Source organism: Flagellimonas sp. CMM7 (assembly GCF_021390195.1).
GTDB lineage: Bacteria > Bacteroidota > Bacteroidia > Flavobacteriales > Flavobacteriaceae > Flagellimonas.
Window position 1 is genome coordinate 1,629,290 of sequence record NZ_CP090003.1, and the last position, 19,451, is coordinate 1,648,740.

16 protein-coding genes are annotated in these 19,451 nt (G+C 37.0%); 12 read left to right on the forward strand and 4 right to left on the reverse strand.

The features are described from left to right. Positions 1-91: 91 nt before the first annotated feature. Positions 92-2,518 (forward strand): CehA/McbA family metallohydrolase, encoded by a 2,427-nt coding sequence (locus LV704_RS07455; RefSeq protein WP_163420991.1) that lies wholly within the window; start codon positions 92-94, stop codon positions 2,516-2,518. A 126-nt stretch (positions 2,519-2,644) separates the two neighbouring features. After that, on the forward strand, positions 2,645-3,787 hold the full coding sequence (locus LV704_RS07460) for a lycopene cyclase family protein (protein ID WP_163420990.1): 1,143 nt from the start codon (positions 2,645-2,647) through the stop codon (positions 3,785-3,787). Here the strand turns inward: LV704_RS07460 and LV704_RS07465 are convergent. Beyond that, the gene (locus tag LV704_RS07465; RefSeq protein WP_163420989.1) at positions 3,784-4,767 is read right to left on the reverse strand and encodes a polyprenyl synthetase family protein; all 984 of its coding nucleotides are present in this window, start codon (positions 4,765-4,767) and stop codon (positions 3,784-3,786) included. The genes LV704_RS07460 and LV704_RS07465 overlap by 4 nt on opposite strands. 176 nt (positions 4,768-4,943) lie before the next feature. On the opposite strand from LV704_RS07465, the gene LV704_RS07470 reads away from it, so the two are divergent. The 6 genes from LV704_RS07470 (at position 4,944) to LV704_RS07495 (ending at position 12,815) form a co-directional block, all read left to right on the forward strand. After that, entirely contained in the window at positions 4,944-5,504 is a 561-nt protein-coding gene (locus LV704_RS07470; RefSeq protein ID WP_163420988.1) for an RNA polymerase sigma factor, read from the forward strand. Further along, positions 5,488-5,901, forward strand: coding sequence for a hypothetical protein (locus LV704_RS07475; protein WP_163420987.1), 414 nt, complete (start codon positions 5,488-5,490; stop codon positions 5,899-5,901). The genes LV704_RS07470 and LV704_RS07475 overlap by 17 nt, the downstream gene beginning before the upstream one ends. A gap of 223 nt (positions 5,902-6,124) precedes the next feature. Continuing rightward, on the forward strand, positions 6,125-6,730 hold the full coding sequence (locus tag LV704_RS07480; RefSeq protein WP_163420986.1) for a TetR/AcrR family transcriptional regulator: 606 nt from the start codon (positions 6,125-6,127) through the stop codon (positions 6,728-6,730). Further along, positions 6,731-8,089 (forward strand): TolC family protein, encoded by a 1,359-nt coding sequence (locus tag LV704_RS07485; protein WP_163420985.1) that lies wholly within the window; start codon positions 6,731-6,733, stop codon positions 8,087-8,089. Positions 8,090-8,113: 24 nt separating this feature from the next. Next, entirely contained in the window at positions 8,114-9,289 is a 1,176-nt protein-coding gene (locus LV704_RS07490) for an efflux RND transporter periplasmic adaptor subunit (RefSeq protein WP_163420984.1), read from the forward strand. 16 nt (positions 9,290-9,305) lie between these two features. Next, positions 9,306-12,815 carry an efflux RND transporter permease subunit gene (locus tag LV704_RS07495; protein ID WP_163420983.1) on the forward strand — a complete coding sequence of 1,170 codons (3,510 nt, stop codon included), beginning with the start codon at positions 9,306-9,308 and terminating at the stop codon, positions 12,813-12,815. Between the two features lie 74 nt (positions 12,816-12,889). Here the strand turns inward: LV704_RS07495 and LV704_RS07500 are convergent, their stop codons facing one another. Continuing rightward, positions 12,890-13,240, reverse strand: a complete 351-nt coding sequence (locus tag LV704_RS07500; RefSeq protein ID WP_163420982.1) for a toxin-antitoxin system YwqK family antitoxin — start codon at positions 13,238-13,240, stop codon at positions 12,890-12,892. 325 nt (positions 13,241-13,565) lie between these two features. Here LV704_RS07500 and aspS point away from each other — a divergent pair, with 325 nt between their 5' ends. The 4 genes from aspS (at position 13,566) to LV704_RS07520 (ending at position 17,694) form a co-directional block, all read left to right on the forward strand. Beyond that, the gene (gene aspS / locus LV704_RS07505; RefSeq protein ID WP_163420981.1) at positions 13,566-15,314 is read left to right on the forward strand and encodes an aspartate--tRNA ligase; all 1,749 of its coding nucleotides are present in this window, start codon (positions 13,566-13,568) and stop codon (positions 15,312-15,314) included. A 63-nt stretch (positions 15,315-15,377) separates the two neighbouring features. Beyond that, positions 15,378-17,162 carry a chloride channel protein gene (locus tag LV704_RS07510; protein WP_163420980.1) on the forward strand — a complete coding sequence of 595 codons (1,785 nt, stop codon included), beginning with the start codon at positions 15,378-15,380 and terminating at the stop codon, positions 17,160-17,162. Continuing rightward, positions 17,159-17,422, forward strand: a complete 264-nt coding sequence (locus LV704_RS07515; protein ID WP_163420979.1) for a hypothetical protein — start codon at positions 17,159-17,161, stop codon at positions 17,420-17,422. Before LV704_RS07510 ends, LV704_RS07515 begins: the two co-directional genes overlap by 4 nt. A gap of 80 nt (positions 17,423-17,502) precedes the next feature. Further along, entirely contained in the window at positions 17,503-17,694 is a 192-nt protein-coding gene (locus LV704_RS07520) for a cold-shock protein (RefSeq protein ID WP_163420978.1), read from the forward strand. A 57-nt stretch (positions 17,695-17,751) separates the two neighbouring features. On the opposite strand, the gene LV704_RS07525 is transcribed toward LV704_RS07520, so the two are convergent. Further along, positions 17,752-18,201 (reverse strand): nucleoside deaminase, encoded by a 450-nt coding sequence (locus LV704_RS07525; protein ID WP_163420977.1) that lies wholly within the window; start codon positions 18,199-18,201, stop codon positions 17,752-17,754. Positions 18,202-18,301: 100 nt separating this feature from the next. Continuing rightward, positions 18,302-19,411 (reverse strand): hypothetical protein, encoded by a 1,110-nt coding sequence (locus LV704_RS07530; RefSeq protein ID WP_163420976.1) that lies wholly within the window; start codon positions 19,409-19,411, stop codon positions 18,302-18,304. Between the last annotated feature and the right edge of the window lie 40 nt (positions 19,412-19,451).

Genomic DNA, 19,451 nt, shown 5'->3' on the forward strand with positions numbered 1-19,451 from the left:
GTCACATTGCATTACAAACCAGCTAAATCCAACAGATGTAATTTGCATAGCACTTTATTGAAATGCTTTGTGAACAACATTTGAAATTCCTATGAAAAACATTACCATAATTATCTGCTTTCTTCTTTTAACTTTCAATTTCACCAATGCACAATGGAAAAATAGATATCCTAAAGTGGACGGTTATCGCCATCATGTATATTTAGAAGGGTACGATCTTCCTGTATTGAATTCAGGGGCCATGGATCCCGCCCCTTCCCCGTTAAATGACCAAGTCGCGTTTTCAGCCAAAGGGTGGTTGTGGCTTATGGATATGGAAAGTTTGGAAGCTACGCGAATCACTTCTTCTGCAGGAATTGATTCAAGACCCAATTGGTCACCGGATGGAAAACAATTGGTTTTTGTTAGAGACAATAGCATGGATACCCAGATAGTTTTATTAGATTTTGACGCTAAGGAAGAAACGATATTGGTCGATACCAAGGCTTTGGATTTAGATCCCGTTTTTTCTAAAGATGGAGGGCTTGTATATTATTCTTCAGCCATAAACGGCTCGTTTGACCTTTGGCAGGTAAATCTTAACACCAATGAGCATAGTGTTATTACCGACAGGAAAAGTCTGGAACGATTGCCGGTTCCAACACTCCAAGGCGACAAAATTGTCTTCTTAAAAAAATATGGGTTCTCATATGACTCCATAGAACTATGGGATTTGGAAAAAGGCACTTCCACTCCTTTGGCTGAAGAGAATTTCACCTCTCAAACAGCCTTTTCCCTTTCGCCAGATAATCAAACCCTTGCCTACACATGGCCCAACGGAGATGACTATGAACTTCGCGTGTTGAATATTTCAATTCCTAAAAGCAATATGTTGCTCACCAAAAGTGAGGGATTTCCTTTGGCTCCTAAATTTAGTGCCAATGGCCAATACATTTATTTTGCTGAATACAATGAAAATGAAATCTCAGAACTAAAAAGAATCTCCATAAATGGGGGAACAGTTGAGAAACTACCAGTGAAAAAATGGAATTGGGGAGCTCCAACAGGAAAACTGAAGATTACCAGCAAGGTTGACGGAAAAATGGATGCAGTTAGAATGAGTATCACAGATGAAAACGGGCATCCCATTATTCCAGATAGTGGTGTTGTGCATTCTGAAGGGCAGCATGGTATTGTCTTTTTCTATTCCCCAGGAGAGATTGAAGTTGAAGCTCCGCTTGGTTCTTTGACAATAACTGCTGTACATGGGTTTTCGACCATGAAAAACATGCAAGAAATTGAAGTACACGAAGGCACATCAACAACCGAAATTAATTTAATTAAAATTTGGGATGCCAATGCAAACGGTTGGTATTCAGGAGATAACCATTTTCACTTAAACTATGGCGGAACAAATAGATTAGATCCAGAAGACATTAGTTTAGACTTTAAAGCTGAAGGCTTAGATATTGGTTTTCCGTTGGTGGCCAATCTAGGGAATCGGTTTCTTGGGCAGGACCTTTGGGGATGGAAAAATGAGGGAACACCAATTATTAGTATCGGACAAGAAGTGCGCTCTCATTTTTTAGGGCATTTAGGCCTAATCGGAACCGATGAATTGTACTGGCCATGGGTATGGGGTCCCTTTTACGATATTTATGGAAATGATGATAGACTAAATGCAGAACCGCTTCGTTTTGCCAGAAAAAATGAAGGCTTAGGAGGTTATGTTCATCCCGTTGCCGTAAAGGACCCTTTTGCAGCAGGTGAAGCTGGAAGCATTCCCATAACGTTGATTTCAGATGCTGTATTGGAAGAAGTGGACGTTTTAGAATTAGGATGTCTATGGACCGATGAAATAGGTACCGCAGCGCTGTGGCACGAATTTCTAAATATGGGCATTCCCATGGGGCAATCTGCAGGTAGTGATGTAATGAATAATCTTTACAGAACCATGGCAATCGGTGCAACAAGAGTCTATACAAAACCTAAAGGAGAATTAACTACCAAGAGTTATTTAGAAGCGTTAAAGGATGGGAGAAGTTTTGTGAGTAATGGCCCTCAGCTTATATTCGAAGTAGACGGAAAAGAAGTAGGTGATGTCATCAAATCAGACAATAAAAAGGTGAAATGGTCATTAAACGTGTATTCCCCCATTTCTTACGAAACTGTTGAAGTATTTGTAAATGGAGAAGTAGTATGGACAAAAAAAAGTAAGGGTAACAGTAATGAATCTTACAGCGGTTCCATTCAAACTCCTGAAGGGGGATGGGTGACCGCTAGGGTCTCTGGTGGCACATCTGAATGGCCAATGATGGACAGCTACCCTTTTGCTGAAAGTGCCCCTATATGGTTTACAGAGGTAGGAAGTACAAATACCGCTTCTAAAGTTGAAGCTGCGAAAAAATTATTGAAAGCCTTAAATGTTTCAGAAGAAAAAATGAAACAAGGTTATGGGCAGGCTCCAATTCCCAACCTCATTGCACATTTTTCAAAAGCAAGACAAAAACTATTGAAAATTATTGAAGAAGAACAATAGAATTGCATTGATTCAACTATTTGGATTAGACTTGAAGTGACCTAATATATAAACTTAGTAAGGGCTTACGTAAATTCTAATTTGTATTCCTTCATCTAACTATTTTCCATTCCGTATTTTTGGTCAATGTCCAACTACGACTATATCATAATTGGAGCGGGAGCTGCAGGACTATTATTGGCCGATGCCCTCGGGAATGACGATTTCTTCGCTTCCAAATCTATCTTGATTCTTGATAAAGACGATAAGACCAAAAACGATCGGACTTGGTGTTTTTGGGAGAAGGGCAATGGTAAATTTGATGATGTTCTGCATAAAAGATGGCCCAACATTTATTTTGCCGGAAAGGAGTTAAGACTCTCTACTTCCATTGGCCCCTATTATTATAAAATGCTTAGGGGGATTGATTTTTATATGTGTTTTTTAGATAAAATAAAAGAATACCCTAACATTATATGGGCACAAGAACAGGTCATCAATATTCAAGAAAATGAGAACTCAGTGCTAGTATCCACTCCGACCAATCAGTTTACTGGAGCAAAGGTGTTCAATAGTATTTTTGATTATCAACTTGTCAAAAAACAGAAAAAATACCCTGTGCTACAGCAACACTTTTTAGGGTGGTTTGTAAAAACTAAGCGGGCGGTTTTCAATAATGAAGAGGCTACTTTCATGGACTTTTCCATCCCACAAATGGGAAATACCCGTTTCATGTATGTTCTACCTTTTTCTGAAACAGAGGCCCTAGTGGAATATACCTTATTTTCAGAAGACATCTTAGAAAAAGCTGAATATGAAAATGCTATTGCAGATTACTTAGAGCAAAAATTGGGATGCACTGATTATGAAATTCTAGAAAAGGAAACAGGTAATATTCCCATGACTTCTTATAGATTTAATAAGCAAAACTCTGATAGAATCATGAATATAGGCATAGCAGGTGGATGGGCAAAAGCAAGCACCGGGTTCACTTTCTACAATACATCCAAACAGGTAAATCTCCTAGTGGAATTCCTTAAAAAGGAAAAACCATTATCCAAGTTCTATAAAAGGGGTAAGTATTGGTATTATGATTTGTTGCTACTGGATATTCTTTATAAAAATAATCATTTAGGCCAATCTATTTTTGAAGCCATGTTCAAAAAGAGAAGCCCACAATTGATTTTAAAATTCTTGGATGAGGATACTACAATCTGGGAAGATCTTCAAATAATTAGCGCTTGTCCAAAGCTGCCTTTTTTGAAAGCACTCTGGCATAGAATATTCTAAACAGTTCGTTTCATGAGGTTCTCTCCAAACTGTTTTAAAATGGCTTTGTTAGCATCTGGAACAGAAATTGTAGTTAAAGCATCAAATGCTTTTTGAGTATACGCATTGATTTCCTTTTTAGCTTCTTCCACTGCCCCGCTTTCCATAAAAATAGATTTAACCGTTTCCACCTTTGTTCCAGAATCTTCAGGCTTTAATGAATATAGATGCAAAAGACCTTCGTACTGTTCCTTTTCAGCATATTCCAAAGACTTTAGAAAAAGAAATGTTTTCTTGTTTTCAATAATATCTCCACCTACCTGTTTTCCAAAAGTTTCTGGATCTCCAAAAGCATCTAAATAATCATCCTGTAACTGAAAGGCTATGCCCAGATTTTTCCCAAACTCGTATATTGCTTCAGTATCATCCTGTGAAGCATTTGCAATGATGGCTCCCATCTTCATGGCCGCTGCAACTAAAACAGCAGTTTTATATTCAATCATTTTTAAATATTCTGGGATGGTAACATCATCCCTAGATTCAAAATCCACATCATACTGCTGACCTTCACAAACTTCAATTGCAGTTTTGCTAAAAAGCGAAGTGAGTTTTTTAAAAATTTCTGGTGAATAGCTTTCAAAAAATTGATACGAATTGATCAACATGGCATCCCCTGATAGAATACCTGTATTTACATCCCACTTTTCGTGTACAGTGGTTTTTCCCCTTCGCAATGGAGCATCATCCATTATATCATCATGCACCAAGGAAAAATTATGGAAAACTTCTATAGCTAAAGCTGAGTCCAGAGCATCTTCGAAGTTTCCACCAAACAAATCAGCAGTCATAAGTGTGAGGATAGGTCTTAATCTTTTGCCTCCTAATCTAAGGATATAGTTTATGGGCTCATAAAGATTCTTTGGTTCTTTTATTTTGATTTGACTCTGTAAATGAGAAATAAATGCAGCTCCATACTGCTCAATGGTTTTCGAATTCGTCATAAACCAAAAATACTGTCAATAAATTAAATTGTTTCGTAATTCCAGAAGAGTTTGCCCATTCCTTTTACATTTAAAAAACCAAGATTAGCAAGATTCGAAAAAAGTTTACGCAAAAAACGCAATAGATTTGAAAACCTTCGTCTTTATAGTTGAAGACAGCAAACAGCCTTTTTTGAATGGTTTCCAATAAAGAGAACTATAAAAATCTAACAACTTTTTTTGATGATGAGTATCATTCTCTAAAGGCATATGTGCGCTCAAAAGTGGATGATACAACGGAAAGAGATGCAGAGGATATTATTCAAGACGTGGCTTTACGCATATTCTCAAGGTCCGATGATTCTTCTCCCATAAACAATATTGCAGGCTTTGTATACAACTCCATTAAAAACAGAATCATTGATGTAATGCGAACCAAAAAGGATAAGGTACATCAAGATGATGATATTGATAAACAATGGGCAGATTTTGCAGAACTATTTTACGATACAACAGACAATGCGTACCCAGAAGATTCAATGCAAGCCCTTAAAAAAGCGATAAACGAACTAAAACCTTCTTATCAAGACATTATTATCGCCATTGATTTTGAAGGCTATACGTATAGAGAGATTGCAGAGCAAACAGGCATTTCTCTTGGAACATTAATGTCAAGAAGACATAGGGCACTGTCCCTTTTATCAAAAAATTTAGAAATCGAAAAAATAAGAATTAAAGAGTATGGAACATTCAGATAGATACGAAAGAAAAATGGAACGGTATGTAACCAAAGGGTTCAAGGTGTTGTTTATGGTCATTTTTGGTATTCTCATGATCTTTTTAATGGGCTTTGTGTTCATGTGGCTGTGGAATTGGTTAATGCCGGACATTTTTGGTCTTACCACGCTTACGTACTGGCAATCCTTTGGCTTGTTGGCTTTGGCCAAAATAATTTTTGGTTTTGGCAATCATTCCTCAAAAGGTGGAGGTCATAAGAAATCCAAGAGACATAGTAAATTGAAAAACTATTGTAATTCTAAAAATGGTGATTCTGACTGGAAACACTACGATCAATTTTGGAAAGAAGAAGGAGAGGAAGCCTTTAACGCCTATGTCAATAGAATTAAAAAAGAAGATCACGATGACAGAGGATAAAAAGAATAACCCATTGCAGAGAAGACAGAGCTACCGATACAGGACTTTTTTTTGGAGTTCAAACTCTAAAACAACAGTCCAGTCCAATAAAAGTTTCTTCTTTCGTCTTTTTATGGGTAGTTGACCCATTAATTCCAAAGATTTAAGCATTTGTTAAAAAAATGTAAAACTTTGGAAACTTTTTTTGTTTTTAAAGTTTCCAAATCTATTTTTGCTGCCGATTATGCGAGAAAAGATTTTACATAGAGCAACGGAGCTATTCTTAAATCTAGGGTTTAAGAGTGTAACAATGGATGATTTGGCAAACGAAATGGGGATTTCCAAAAAGACCATTTATTCTCATTTTGAAAACAAAACCAAATTAGTGGAAGAAAGCACATTGGACTTGTTTTGGTTTATTTCCAATGGTATTGATGAAATTGTTGCATTACAAAAGAACCCAATTGAAGAATTGTATGAAATAAAGCGATTTGTAATGCATCATTTAAAAGATGAAAAATCATCTCCACAGTACCAATTACAAAAATATTACCCAAGGATCCATGATACGCTCAAGAAAAAACAATTTGATGTCATGCAGGATTGCGTGGTAGACAATATTAAAAGAGGTGTGGATTTAGGTATTTACAGAGACAATCTCAATATTCAATTTGTTTCCAGAATATATTTTTCTGGAGTAATAAGTATAAAGGACAATGGTCTTTTTCCTATGACTATTTTTTCAAACAAACAATTGGAAGATGACTATTTAGAATATCATATAAGGGGTATTGTAACTCCAAAAGGAAGAAAAATATTAAACTCAATCATCAATTCAAACCAAGAATAAATGCGAACAACCTTAATTAGTTTACTGTTAATACTGCCCTTGTTTTCCCAAGCACAGGAAGACAAAAGTAGCTTTAGCCTGGATGAAGCAATAGCCTATGCATTGCAGCACAACTATTCTGTTATTAATGCAGATAGGGATATCGTGGATGCTCAAAAACAAAAGTGGGAAACCATTGCCGGTGGGCTACCTCAAATCGATGGAGCTATAAGCTACCAAAACCAGTTAAAGCAACCCCAATCACAATTTCCATCCATTTTAGTCCCTGAAGAGTTTTTACCCCCAGGAGTCGTGCAGGACCCTAATGTCTTTGTTCCGATTATTTTTGGCCAACCTCAAACTGCAACGGCCACAGTCACATTAAAACAGCAAATTTTTGATGGATCATATATAGTCGGTGTTCAAGCTACAAAAGCCTTCTTAAGCTACAGCCAGAACAACAAGGAAAAAACAGATTTAGACGTTAGAAAAGCCGTTGTAGAGGCATATGGAAATGTATTGTTGGCCCAAGAAAGTGTTTTAATTTCTGAAAACAACAAAGCCACTTTAGAAAAGAATCTATATGAAACCAAGCGGATTTATGAAAATGGACTTGGTGATGAAGAAAGTGTGGATCAATTGCAAATTACCTTGTCTTCGGTTGACAATCAGTTAAAAAATGCAAAACGATTAGAGAAAATTACCCTTCAAATGTTGAACTTGATGATGGGTCTACCCATTACATCACCAACAGAGCTTACGGAGAATCTTGATGATTTGGCCCAAAAACAAATCGATTTGGGATTGTTGGACTCTGAATTCAATATAGAGAACAATGTAGATTACAAGTTAGCTCTCAATTTGAATGAACAACGTTACTATGAACATAAGCTAGAAAAAAGTAGGGCTCTACCTTCATTGAATGCCTTTGTTAATTATGGAGGCAATTCCTTTAGCGATAGCTTTAATTTTCTAAGTAGCGGGCAAGAATGGTTTGGTCAATCTGTTTTAGGATTTGACTTAAACATTCCTATTTTCAGTTCTTTAAAAAGAAGTGCCAGTACACAACGTGCCAAAATAGCTTTGGAAAAAGCAAAAACGCAATTCACAGAATCTCAAGAACAGATTCGATTACAGTTGGAAAGTGCAAAAAGCGATTACATACTTTCTATAGAGGAATACGATACCTCTAAACAGAATTTAAAACTTGCTGAGCGTATCGAAAATAAAAATCAAATTAAATATTCTGAAGGATTGGCAACCAGTTTTGAGCTTAGACAAGCACAAACGCAACTATATTCTACCCAGCAAGAATATTTACAATCCATGGTTGATGTGATCAACCGCAAAACCGAATTGGAAATCATATTAAATCAATAGTCAAAAAAAGAAAACCATATCAACATGAAAAATTTAATATATCTAGTACTTACAGCACTTGTTTTATCTTCCTGTGGAGGAGGAAGCAATGGTTCGGTAGAAAGTGTTATCGCTGGGAATGATTTAGACGCAATCCGAGCAAAGCGAACAGAAATTACGACTCAACAAAAAGGGTTGGAGATGCAAATTCAATCTTTGGATTCTGTAATTGCGTTGTTAGATGATAATGCTAAACTTCCATTGGTTACCACTATAGAAGCAAAAACTGAAAAGTTTGATCATTATTTAGAACTTCAAGGTAATGTAACCACAAAACAGAATGTACTTGTTTACCCAGAAATATCGGGTACACTAAATCGTGTTTATGTCAAAGAAGGTCAAAAAGTACAAAAGGGACAATTGTTAGCTTCAATTGATGATGGAGGTTTATCAAGTCAATTGGCTCAAATGAAAACACAAGCTGCATTGGAAAAAACCACTTTTGAGCGTCAAAAAAGTCTTTGGGAACAAAACATTGGTTCAGAAATTCAGTATCTACAGGCCAAAACAGCCTATGAAGCTCAGGAAAGTGCTGTAAAGCAAATGCAGAGCCAAGTTTCTAAATCAACGATCAGAGCCCCTTTTTCAGGAATCATTGATGATGTGATCAAAGATCAAGGTACTGTTGTTAGTCCAGGTCCAGGGTCGGAAGTTTTCCGTATTGTGAACTTAACCAATATGTACATTAAAGTAGAAGTTCCGGAAAGTCATTTACCCAATGTTACTCCTGGAAAGAATGTTAATGTCTATTTTCCGGTACTTGGTGATAGCGTTACTACAAAAGTGAGACAGACGGGCAATTTTATAAATCCAAGCAATAGGTCGTTTACTGCTGAAATTCCGGTCCCAAGTGATGGTGGAAAGGTAAAACCAAACCTTACCGCAAAGGTTATGATCAATGATTATACTAACGAGAATGCTATTCTAATTCCTCAAAGTATCGTTTCTGAAAACGCAGAAGGAGAGCAGTATGTGTATTTAGTAAATGCGGATTCTATTTCTTCTGATGCCATAGCGCAAAAAGTAATTATCACTACTGGAAAAACCCAAGGAGATTACGTAGAAGTGCTTTCTGGTGTAAATAATGGTGATGGTATTATTGATGAAGGTGCAAGAAGCGTTAAAGAAGGGCAGAAAGTAAAAATCAAGAATGGCCAATAGCCAAAAGACATAGATTATGAGTAAGCAAAAGAAAAAAGTAGATAAAGAATTTGGGCTGGCATCATGGGCTATTGACAATAAAACAACAATGTATGTTTTAATTGCGGTGATACTTTTTCTAGGAGCATCGGCCTATTTTAGCATGCCTCGAGAGAACTTTCCAGAGATAAAAGAGACCAAGATTTACATTAGCTCGGTCTATCCAGGAAATACGGCAGAGGATATTGAAAAACTGATTACCGACCCGCTTGAGGACGAACTAAAGACGGTTAGTAATGTAGTGGAGATAACCTCAACATCTCAAGAAGATTATTCCATAATCATTGTAGAGTTTGATGAAAGCATAACGGTAGATGCTGCCAAACAAAAGGTGAAAGATGAAGTGGATACGGAGACGGCAAGCGAAGACTGGCCCACTTTTAATGGTGCAAAAGTTGAGCCCAATGTGTTTGACTTAAGCATGTCCGAAGAGATTCCTATTCTAAACATTAATATTTCTGGGGATTATCCTGTTGATAAACTCAAAGAATATGGTGAGTATTTAGAGGATGAGATTGAGAGTCTGCAAGAAATAAAACAAGTTGATATTCGTGGCGCACAAGAGAAGGAAGTAGAGGTTGCCGTTGATATTTACAAAATGATGGCGGCCCAAGTTAGTTTCGACGATATTATCAATACTATTGGTAACGGAAACACAACAATCTCTGCCGGTAACCTTATTACAAGTGGACAACGAAGAACCATAAGAATAGTTGGCGAAATTGATGATCCCAATGAACTTGAAAACTTTGTAGTAAAGTCTGAAAACGACAATCCTATTTATTTAAAGGACATTGCCGTAGTTTCTTTTAAAGAAGAGGACAAAACAACCTACGCAAGAGAATTTGGGGAACCTGTTGTAATGTTGGATGTTAAAAAACGTGCAGGAAAAAACATGGTTGCAGCAGCAGAGCAAATTCAAGTAATCGTTGAAAACGCAGTTAAGAACGTATTTCCTCAGGATCTAGAAGTAAGTGTAGCCAATGATCAATCTTCAAAAACAATAGGACAGGTAGATGATTTAGTGAACAACATCATTTTTGGGATTATACTGGTTGTTACCGTTTTAATGTTCTTCTTAGGATTTAAAAATGCCCTTTTTGTAGGTTTCGCAATTCCTATGTCAATGTTTATGTCATTGATGATATTGAGCCTTTTAGGATACACGATGAATACCATGATTCTTTTTGGATTGATTATGGGTCTTGGTATGCTGGTGGATAACGGTATTGTGGTAGTAGAAAATGTCTACCGTTTAATGGATGAAGAAGGTATGTCTCGTATACAAGCTGCCAAAAAAGGAATTGGAGAAATTGCTTTCCCTATTATTATTTCTACGCTAACTACGGTTGCAGCCTTTGTACCACTAGGACTTTGGCCAGGAGTAATGGGACAGTTCATGATCTATTTCCCAGTGACTTTATCTGTTGTTCTTGGGTCGTCATTGTTTGTGGCGATCTTCTTTAACTCGGTTTTAGTTTCTCAGTTTATGACTACAGAGGACAAGGACATGCCTATACAGCAAATCATTAAAATCACGACTATCATGGCAGGGATCGGTTTACTGATTCTGATTTTTGGCGGAAGTTATCGTGCCTTGGGTACCCTAATGATAGTGACATCTGTTTTACTATGGGTCTATAGACTCTTCTTAAGAAATTGGGCCAATGGTTTTCAGAACAAAATCTTACCAAGATGGGAAAAGTTCTATGAAAAAACACTTAGAAAGGCACTTACAGGAAGAAGACCTATTTTCATAGCCATAGGTACATTTGTATTGCTCTTTCTTGCCTTCATGGGCTTTGGAGCTTCCGTTGGCAGTCAACGTACCAAAGTGGAATTCTTTCCAGACAATACTCCCAATCAGATTATTGTTTATATCGAGTATCCTGAGGGAACAGACATTAAGAAGACCAATGAAATAACAAGCGATGTTGAGCAACGAGTTTATGCCATAATAAATGAAGATGCCTATTTGCACGGTGATTTTAATTTCTTAACTGAAAGTGCAGTTTCCCAAGTAGGTGAAGGCGCAGGAAACCCTCAAACAGATGGTGGTTCTGCAGCGGAAATGCCTCATCGTGGAAAAATTACTGCCACCATGCGCGAATATAAATTCCGTGAAGGAGCCGATAGTAACGACTTACTAAAAAAAGTACAAGAAGCCTTAAAAGATATATATCCAGGAGTTGCCATTTCTGTGGAAAAAGATGCTGTTGGTCCACCGGCAGGGTATCCCATAAACATTGAATTGGAAGGAGATGATTATACTGAGTTGATTGCTACTGCAGAAAGAATGCGTAATTATATCAACGCAAAAAACATCCCAGGGATTGATGAGCTTAAAATTGATGTCAATAAATCTAAACCAGCCATGTTGGTTGCCGTGGATAGAAAAAAAGCGGGTGAGCTTGGTGTAGCTACGGGTCAAGTTGGTCAACAGCTTAGAAACTCAATATTTGGAGCCAAGGCCGGTATCTATAAAGAAGATGGTGAGGATTATGATATTTATGTTCGCTTTAATGAGGAAAACAGATATAACACAAGTGCAATCTTTAACCAAAAAATCACTTTTAGAGATCAATCTTCAGGTCAAATAAAGGAAGTTCCTGTTTCGGCTGTTGCAAAACAGGTGAACAGTTCTGGGTTTAGCGCTATTAAGCACCGTGATGTAAAACGTGTAGTTACCGTTTACTCTGCCCTTGCCCCCGGTTTTACGGATGCAGGTGCAATTGTAAGTAAAGTTCAGGACGAAATGGAGAGTTTCAATGACCTGCCCGCTGGAATACATATTGATTACACTGGTCAGATAGAAGAGCAAAACAAACAAATGGCATTTTTGATGGGAGCATTCTTCACTGGCCTCGGGTTAATTTTCTTCATTCTGATTTTCCAGTTCAACTCTGTTTCCAAACCAGGAATCATTATGCTGGCCATCTTCTTGAGTTTGATAGGAGTATTTGGCGGTATTGTTGCTACAGGAAGTGCATTCGTGATCATGATGACCATGATGGGTATTATTTCCTTAGCCGGGATTGTTGTAAACAATGGTGTAGTACTCTTGGATTATACTCAGTTGCTAATTGATAGAAAGAGTGTGGAACTTGAGTTGGAACCAGATGAACTGTTAAGTTCTGAAGACTTCATGGAAGCCGTTGTCAAAGGTGGTAAAGCAAGGTTACGTCCTGTATTGCTGACTGCAATTACAACAATTTTAGGATTGATTCCATTGGCTACCGGATTCAACATTAATTTCTTTACCCTCTTTAGTGAGTTCAATGCAAACATTTATTTTGGAGGTGATAACGTAATTTTCTGGGGGCCTTTGGCTTGGACCGTAATTTACGGACTGCTGATTGCTACCTTTTTAACTTTAATTGTAGTTCCTATTCTTTTTAGTCTTGTCTACAGAATTAAAGTAAGAGTTAGAAAAAGTAGAGTTAAAAAAGAGGAGAACAAAAAAGAAACTCTTGATATTGCCGCTTAATTAACAAAGTTCCCTACAAACAAAAAGCCCTGGCAAATTTGCCAGGGCTTTTTTATTTTCAGTTTTTTTTTGAATCACTTATTAGTAGTCACTACTTGTGATTGGTTCCAATTTTTTACATCAACAATACGATTATCCGAATAATCAACTTCTTTCAAAATCTCTCCTTCCCAAAAGAACCACTTACCAGATTTAGTACCATTAATGTATTTTCCAGAGGCAATTTTATTGCCCTCTAAGTTATACATAAACCATTGTCCATGTAATTTACCTTCCAAGTAATGCCCAACTTGAGCTATCTGACCGTTTTCGTGAAAATATGTAGCCTTAACCATTTCACCCACTTTCTCCAAAGTAGGCTCTATACTCTGTGAATACATCCCAACTGAAAACACGACTGCCATCAAAAATATTGCTTTCTTCATATGATATGGATTTTGTGGAATTAATCTATGATCTTAACGACATAAATGTACATATTATTTTACATTAAATACATATTTTAGTAACATTAAATTTACATTAAACATGTAAGAGTCTATAATTCAATCATTTAATAAAAAAACTTTTCTCATTTATGAAGAAATAATCACTGAAATATGCTGTGTGCTATGGATTGAGATTATCTTATCATTTCCATATCTCCTGTTTTTCAATAGCACCTCCAAAGTTTAAAGCCCATCAGAAAAATCTATATATCTAGCGATATATATTTACAATCCTATTAAATTTGCCGCTCAGATAGAAATCATGTATAGAAGTAACACCTGTGGTGACTTAAGAGCATCACATATAAATAAAGAAGTAGTCTTAAGTGGTTGGGTTCATAAAGTAAGAGATAAAGGCTTTGTGATTTGGATTGATCTTCGTGATCGTTATGGCATTACACAACTGGTACTTGACCAAGACCGTACAACAACAACCCTTTTAGAAAAAGCAAAAGAATTAGGTAGAGAAACGGTTATACAGATTAAAGGTCAGGTAATTGAAAGAGCCTCTAAAAATCCTAATATCCCAACAGGAGATATAGAAGTGCTTGTAACCGAACTTCAAATATTGAATGAATCTATTTTGCCCCCTTTTACTATTGAAGATGATACGGATGGTGGTGAAGATATCCGTATGAAATATCGCTATCTGGATATCCGTAGAAATCCAGTGAAGGATAATCTCATCTTTAGGCACAAAGTAACCATGGAGGTTCGCAAATATCTTTCTGACCAGGAATTTATTGAAGTTGAAACACCTTATTTGATAAAGTCCACCCCGGAAGGTGCTAGGGATTTTGTAGTTCCAAGTAGGATGAATGAAGGCCAGTTTTATGCCCTACCCCAATCCCCGCAAACCTTTAAGCAATTGCTTATGGTTGGTGGAATGGACAAGTATTTTCAGATTGTTAAGTGCTTTAGGGATGAGGACCTAAGGGCCGACAGGCAACCTGAATTTACGCAGATAGATTGCGAAATGGCCTTCGTGGAACAAGAGGATATTTTAAATGCTTTTGAAGGATTAACCAAGCATTTGCTCAAGGAAGTTCATGGGATAGATTCAGAAGATTTTCCAAGAATGACTTTTGATGACGCTATGCGGCTCTATGGTAATGACAAGCCAGATATTCGTTTTGGAATGGAATTTGGGGAATTAAATGCAGTTGCCCAACATAAAGATTTTAATGTATTTAACTCAGCTGAGTTAGTAGTTGGAATTACTGTCCCTGGTGGAGCTACCTATACCCGAAAAGAAATTGACAAGCTTATTGATTGGGTCAGAAGACCGCAAGTAGGCGCCAAAGGTATGATCTATGTAAAATGCAATGATGATGGCACTTATAAATCTTCAGTTGATAAATTTTATGATCAAGAGGATTTGGCCAAGTGGGCAGAAGTCACCAAGGCCAAGAAAGGAGATCTAATCTGTGTGCTTTCTGGCGATACCAATGAGACAAGAGCACAGCTAAGTGCATTGCGTATGGAGTTGGCGGAACGTTTAGGTCTAAGGAAACCTGATGAATTTGCCCCATTATGGGTGATAGACTTTCCATTATTGGAATTAGATGAAGAAACAGGTGCCTACCATGCCATGCACCATCCATTTACCTCTCCTAAACCAGGACAAATGGAACTTCTGGAAACCAATCCCGGTGCAGTAAAGGCCAACGCCTATGACCTTGTATTGAACGGAAATGAAATTGGAGGTGGTTCTATTCGTATACATGATAAGGACATTCAGGCTACCATGTTTAAACATTTAGGTTTTACTCCAGAAGAAGCCAAGGCACAATTCGGATTCTTAATGGATGCCTTTCAGTACGGGGCACCTCCCCATGGTGGAATTGCTTTCGGTCTAGACAGATTAGTTTCTATTTTAGGCGGACAGGAAACCATTAGAGATTTTATTGCCTTCCCTAAAAACAACAGTGGTAGAGATGTTATGATTGATGCTCCCGCCACTATTGATGATGAACAATTAAAAGAGCTTCGTTTAAAGCTAGATGTATAAGATATTTCTGAATCCCGCTCTTAAGCGGGATTTTTTAATACTTTTAAGTGTACCATCACACTCATGCCCAACAAAAAGAAAAGTTTACTTACACGTTTCCTTAAATGGAGATATAAAAACATCTCCAATAGGACCTTTGTTCATATCATGAGCTTGGTAGTTGGCTTTTTGGCAGGGTTGGTTGCGGTTACTTTAAAAAACACCACCTATTTTATTCAATCCCTTTTAGAAAAAGGAATAGTTTTTTCTGAAAACCAGTTATACTTTATTCTACCAATTATTGGTTTGGCCCTTGTATTTCTCTATGTAAAATTTGTACATAAAAAGCCCATTCAACATGCAGTTTCTTCCATCATCTTTTCACTTTCAAAAAAAGGTGGGTTGCTAAATGTAAAGGACATCTACACTCCTTTGATTGCAGCGCCATTAACAGTTGGTTTTGGTGGGTCTGTTGGGTTGCTAGGTCCTGCAGTTAAATCTGGGTCCGCATTAAGTTCTAACCTTAGTAGATTGTTTCACATAGATGCCAAAACCCGTTCACTTTTAGTTGCTTGTGCATCCGCAGGAGCAATTTCATCTATATTCCAGTCACCCATTGCCGCCATAATTTTTGCCGTGGAAGTATTTACATTGGATTTAACGATGCTCTCCATGCTTCCGTTGCTTTTGGCTTCAATTTCTGGCGTACTTACTTCCTATTTCTTTTTGGGCAACGAAGTACTTTTTAGCTTTTCACTATCCGAAGGATTTCAACTCAAGGATACCCTTTTCTATATCTTATTGGGAGTAGGCACAGCATTCGCATCAATATATTTTACCAAGATGTATTTTGCAATTTTAGAATTGTTCAAACGCTTTAGAAGCCCTAAGTACAAACTTCTGGTTGGCGGTATTGCCATTGGGGTCATGCTATATGCAATTCCCCCATTATATGGGGAAGGTTTTGGGTTTATCAATAATTTGTTGGAAGGCGATCATTTAAAAGCTTTGGGCAAAACCCCTTTTGATGATTTCACAAACAATATTTGGGTGGTCATAGCCCTATTATTTGGTATTACCATATTTAAGGCCATTGCCATGACCGCAACATTTGCCGCCGGTGGTGCGGGCGGAATATTCATCCCAACAATGGTCATGGGTAGTGCTTTGGGCAACGTATTGGCCAAGGTTATCAATAACTTGGGGCTTGGCTTTGCGGTTTCGGAAAGCAATTTCACCCTCATTGGAATGGCAGGGTTAATTGCAGGGGTAATCCATGCTCCTTTAACCGCCATTTTCTTAATTGCTGAAATCACTGGTGGCTATCAATTGTTTGTTCCCTTGATGATTACCGCTTCCATATCTTATTTAATGACCAAAAATGCATTGGACTATACCATCTACACCAAAGAACTGGCAAAAATTGGAGCTGTTTTAACACACAATAAAGACCAGATGGTGCTGGGATTAATGGAAATGGATGATGTCATAGAGAAAAACTTTAAACCAGTTCGACCAGAAATGTCTCTTGGCAACATGCTACACGAATCAGTTTCAAAATCAAAAAGAAATATTTTTCCAGTTTTAAATGAGGAAGAAAAATTGATGGGTATTATAGTTCTGGACGATATCCGTGAATTTATGTTCGATAATGACCTTTATAATTCCGTTTACGTAAAGAACTTAATGCATGCCCCGCCAGAACACATTTTCTATGATACCGATAGCATGAAAATTGTAATGCGAAAATTTCAGGATAGCGGCGCATGGAACTTGCCGGTCATCAAAGAAGGAAAATATATCGGCTTTATTTCCAAATCAAAACTACTGACAGCATACCGAAGAAAATTAATTAACTACACCCGATGAAGTTGAAACTTAAACATATAATCGTTTTAATTGTATTGCTTTCCTTCTCTTCAATTATTTATGGTTTTACAATTAAAGAAGATGATCCTGCTACAGCAAACAAATGTATCGGATTTGGAACTGTAGGGCTTTTCCTTATAGCAATGCCTCTTTTTTTAATGAAAGAAAGCAAGGGTAAAAGCATGAAAGATTATATGTTAACCAACGAGAACGTTAAAAAAATGCAAGGTAAAGAGCAGAAAAACCCTGAAAATCAATAATTTTCACAAGATTTAAAGCTTATTTCACCTAGGTATATTTAAAATATGCTACTTTAGTATTTTAACAATTACTTAATTTAATGACTGGCACAGTAAAATTTTTTAATGGATCTAAAGGTTTTGGGTTTATTACCAACGACGACACAGGAAAAGACATTTTTGTTCATGTTACGGCATTGAACGGAGTGGAATTGAACGAAGGTGACAAAGTAGAATACCAAGAAGAAGAAGGAAGAAAAGGAGTGGTTGCTGCACAAGTGCAAGTAATCTAACAACAATATTTTATTTTGATTTGATTAGACCCTGATGGATTCATCAGGGTTTTTTATTTAATTCAAATTCCTTCTTTGAATAAAAAATCGCTTCAATAATTCTGAAGCTTCTTTTTCCAGAACACCCCCAACAAGCTCTGTTTTTGGGTGTAGTTGTCCACCAATCACATTAAAACCTCTTTCTAAATCTGCAGCTCCATATACAATTCTTGAAATCTGACTCCAATATAACGCCCCCGCACACATTTGGCAAGGTTCCAGTGTAACATACAAAGTGCATTCATGAAGATATTTGCCTCCCAAAAAATTGGAAGCTGAAGTAATGGCTTGCATCTCAGCATGTGCTGTTACATCTTTTAATCGTTCCGTTAAATTATGTGCTCTTCCAATAATTCTGTCTTTAACCACCACTACCGCCCCCACGGGAACTTCCCCATTTTCAAAAGCTATTTCAGCCTCTTGTAAGGCTTTTTTCATAAAGTAGTTGTCGTCAAAAGGGTTTTCCATAGTAATATTCAAACTTAATATACAATAGTACTTATTACCGTTATTTTAAACAAAAAACCCTCTGCTTTTGCAAAGGGTTTTACTTAATGACTAAGGTATTTTATTCTTTTTCAAAAAATGATTTAAACGAATCAGTACTACCTTCATCTATACTAAATACAAGGTAATCATCTTCAAATCTTAAACCACTTCCATCTTCAACAAATAATGCACCGTCTCCGGACTCATACTGAAAATTCTCTGTTTCACCATCATATATAATTTGCTCTTCATAAAGAATTGCAATAAACTTTTCTTCTTCTAAAAGGTAAGCCCAATTTCCATTTCCTGAATTTACATCTTCAAACTCCTCATAAACAGCACTACAGGATTCAATCGACGCATTTGTGTCAAGTTGTTTCTCAGTATCTAAAAATTCATACTCAAATGTTCCATCATCCTTGAAAATCAGTTTTCCAGAAACAGTAATATAACAGTATTCATTAGCCGTAAGAGTTTCCTGAGAAGCACATTCTATAACTCTTTCTTCTGCACAGTCCTCATCTCCAGGAAAAGAAACTACTTCCGATTCTCCATTAAATACTTGTACTTCCTTTACAATATTCCATGTTCCAACAATTTCCGAATTACCTCCCCAGCTTTCAACAGTAACGCAAACTTCCTGCGGTGCGCTAATATTACCATCAGCATCGTACACACAGATTACATAACAGAAAGTACCTGGTTCAATATTAGAATTGAAATCAACATCTAAAGTATCGTCATTTTCCTTTGCGGTAATAAATGAAGCGGTTTTGTGGTTTTTACCAATAAGCCTCTTTAAAGATTTAGAAGATGAGGAGTTTGCATCGATATCAATATCATAATAACTATCCGCCATGGTTCCATCATTTGCTTTAAATTGAAGGTAAGCCCCCGTTACAGTGGCGTCAGAATCAATAGAAACTTCAAAACCTTCTCCTAACAAGGCCGTTTTGCTTGAAGCCGAAACGTCCAACGAAATTGCTTCGTTTGGCGTAGGTGGTGTTCCATCATTCTTTGTTCCGCCTTGAATAACTACATTATTGGCAACTTCATTTGCTTGCAATGGTGTTTCTTCCAATTCTTCAATAGCTTGGTCACTTTGATTATTGTCAGACCCACTATCCTTGCTACAGGAGGCAAATGCTAACACTAGGGCCAGTGCCCAAATTTTTAGATTGTTTGTCATGTTTTTTATTGGGTTATTATTTAAACCCTAAAAATAAAGT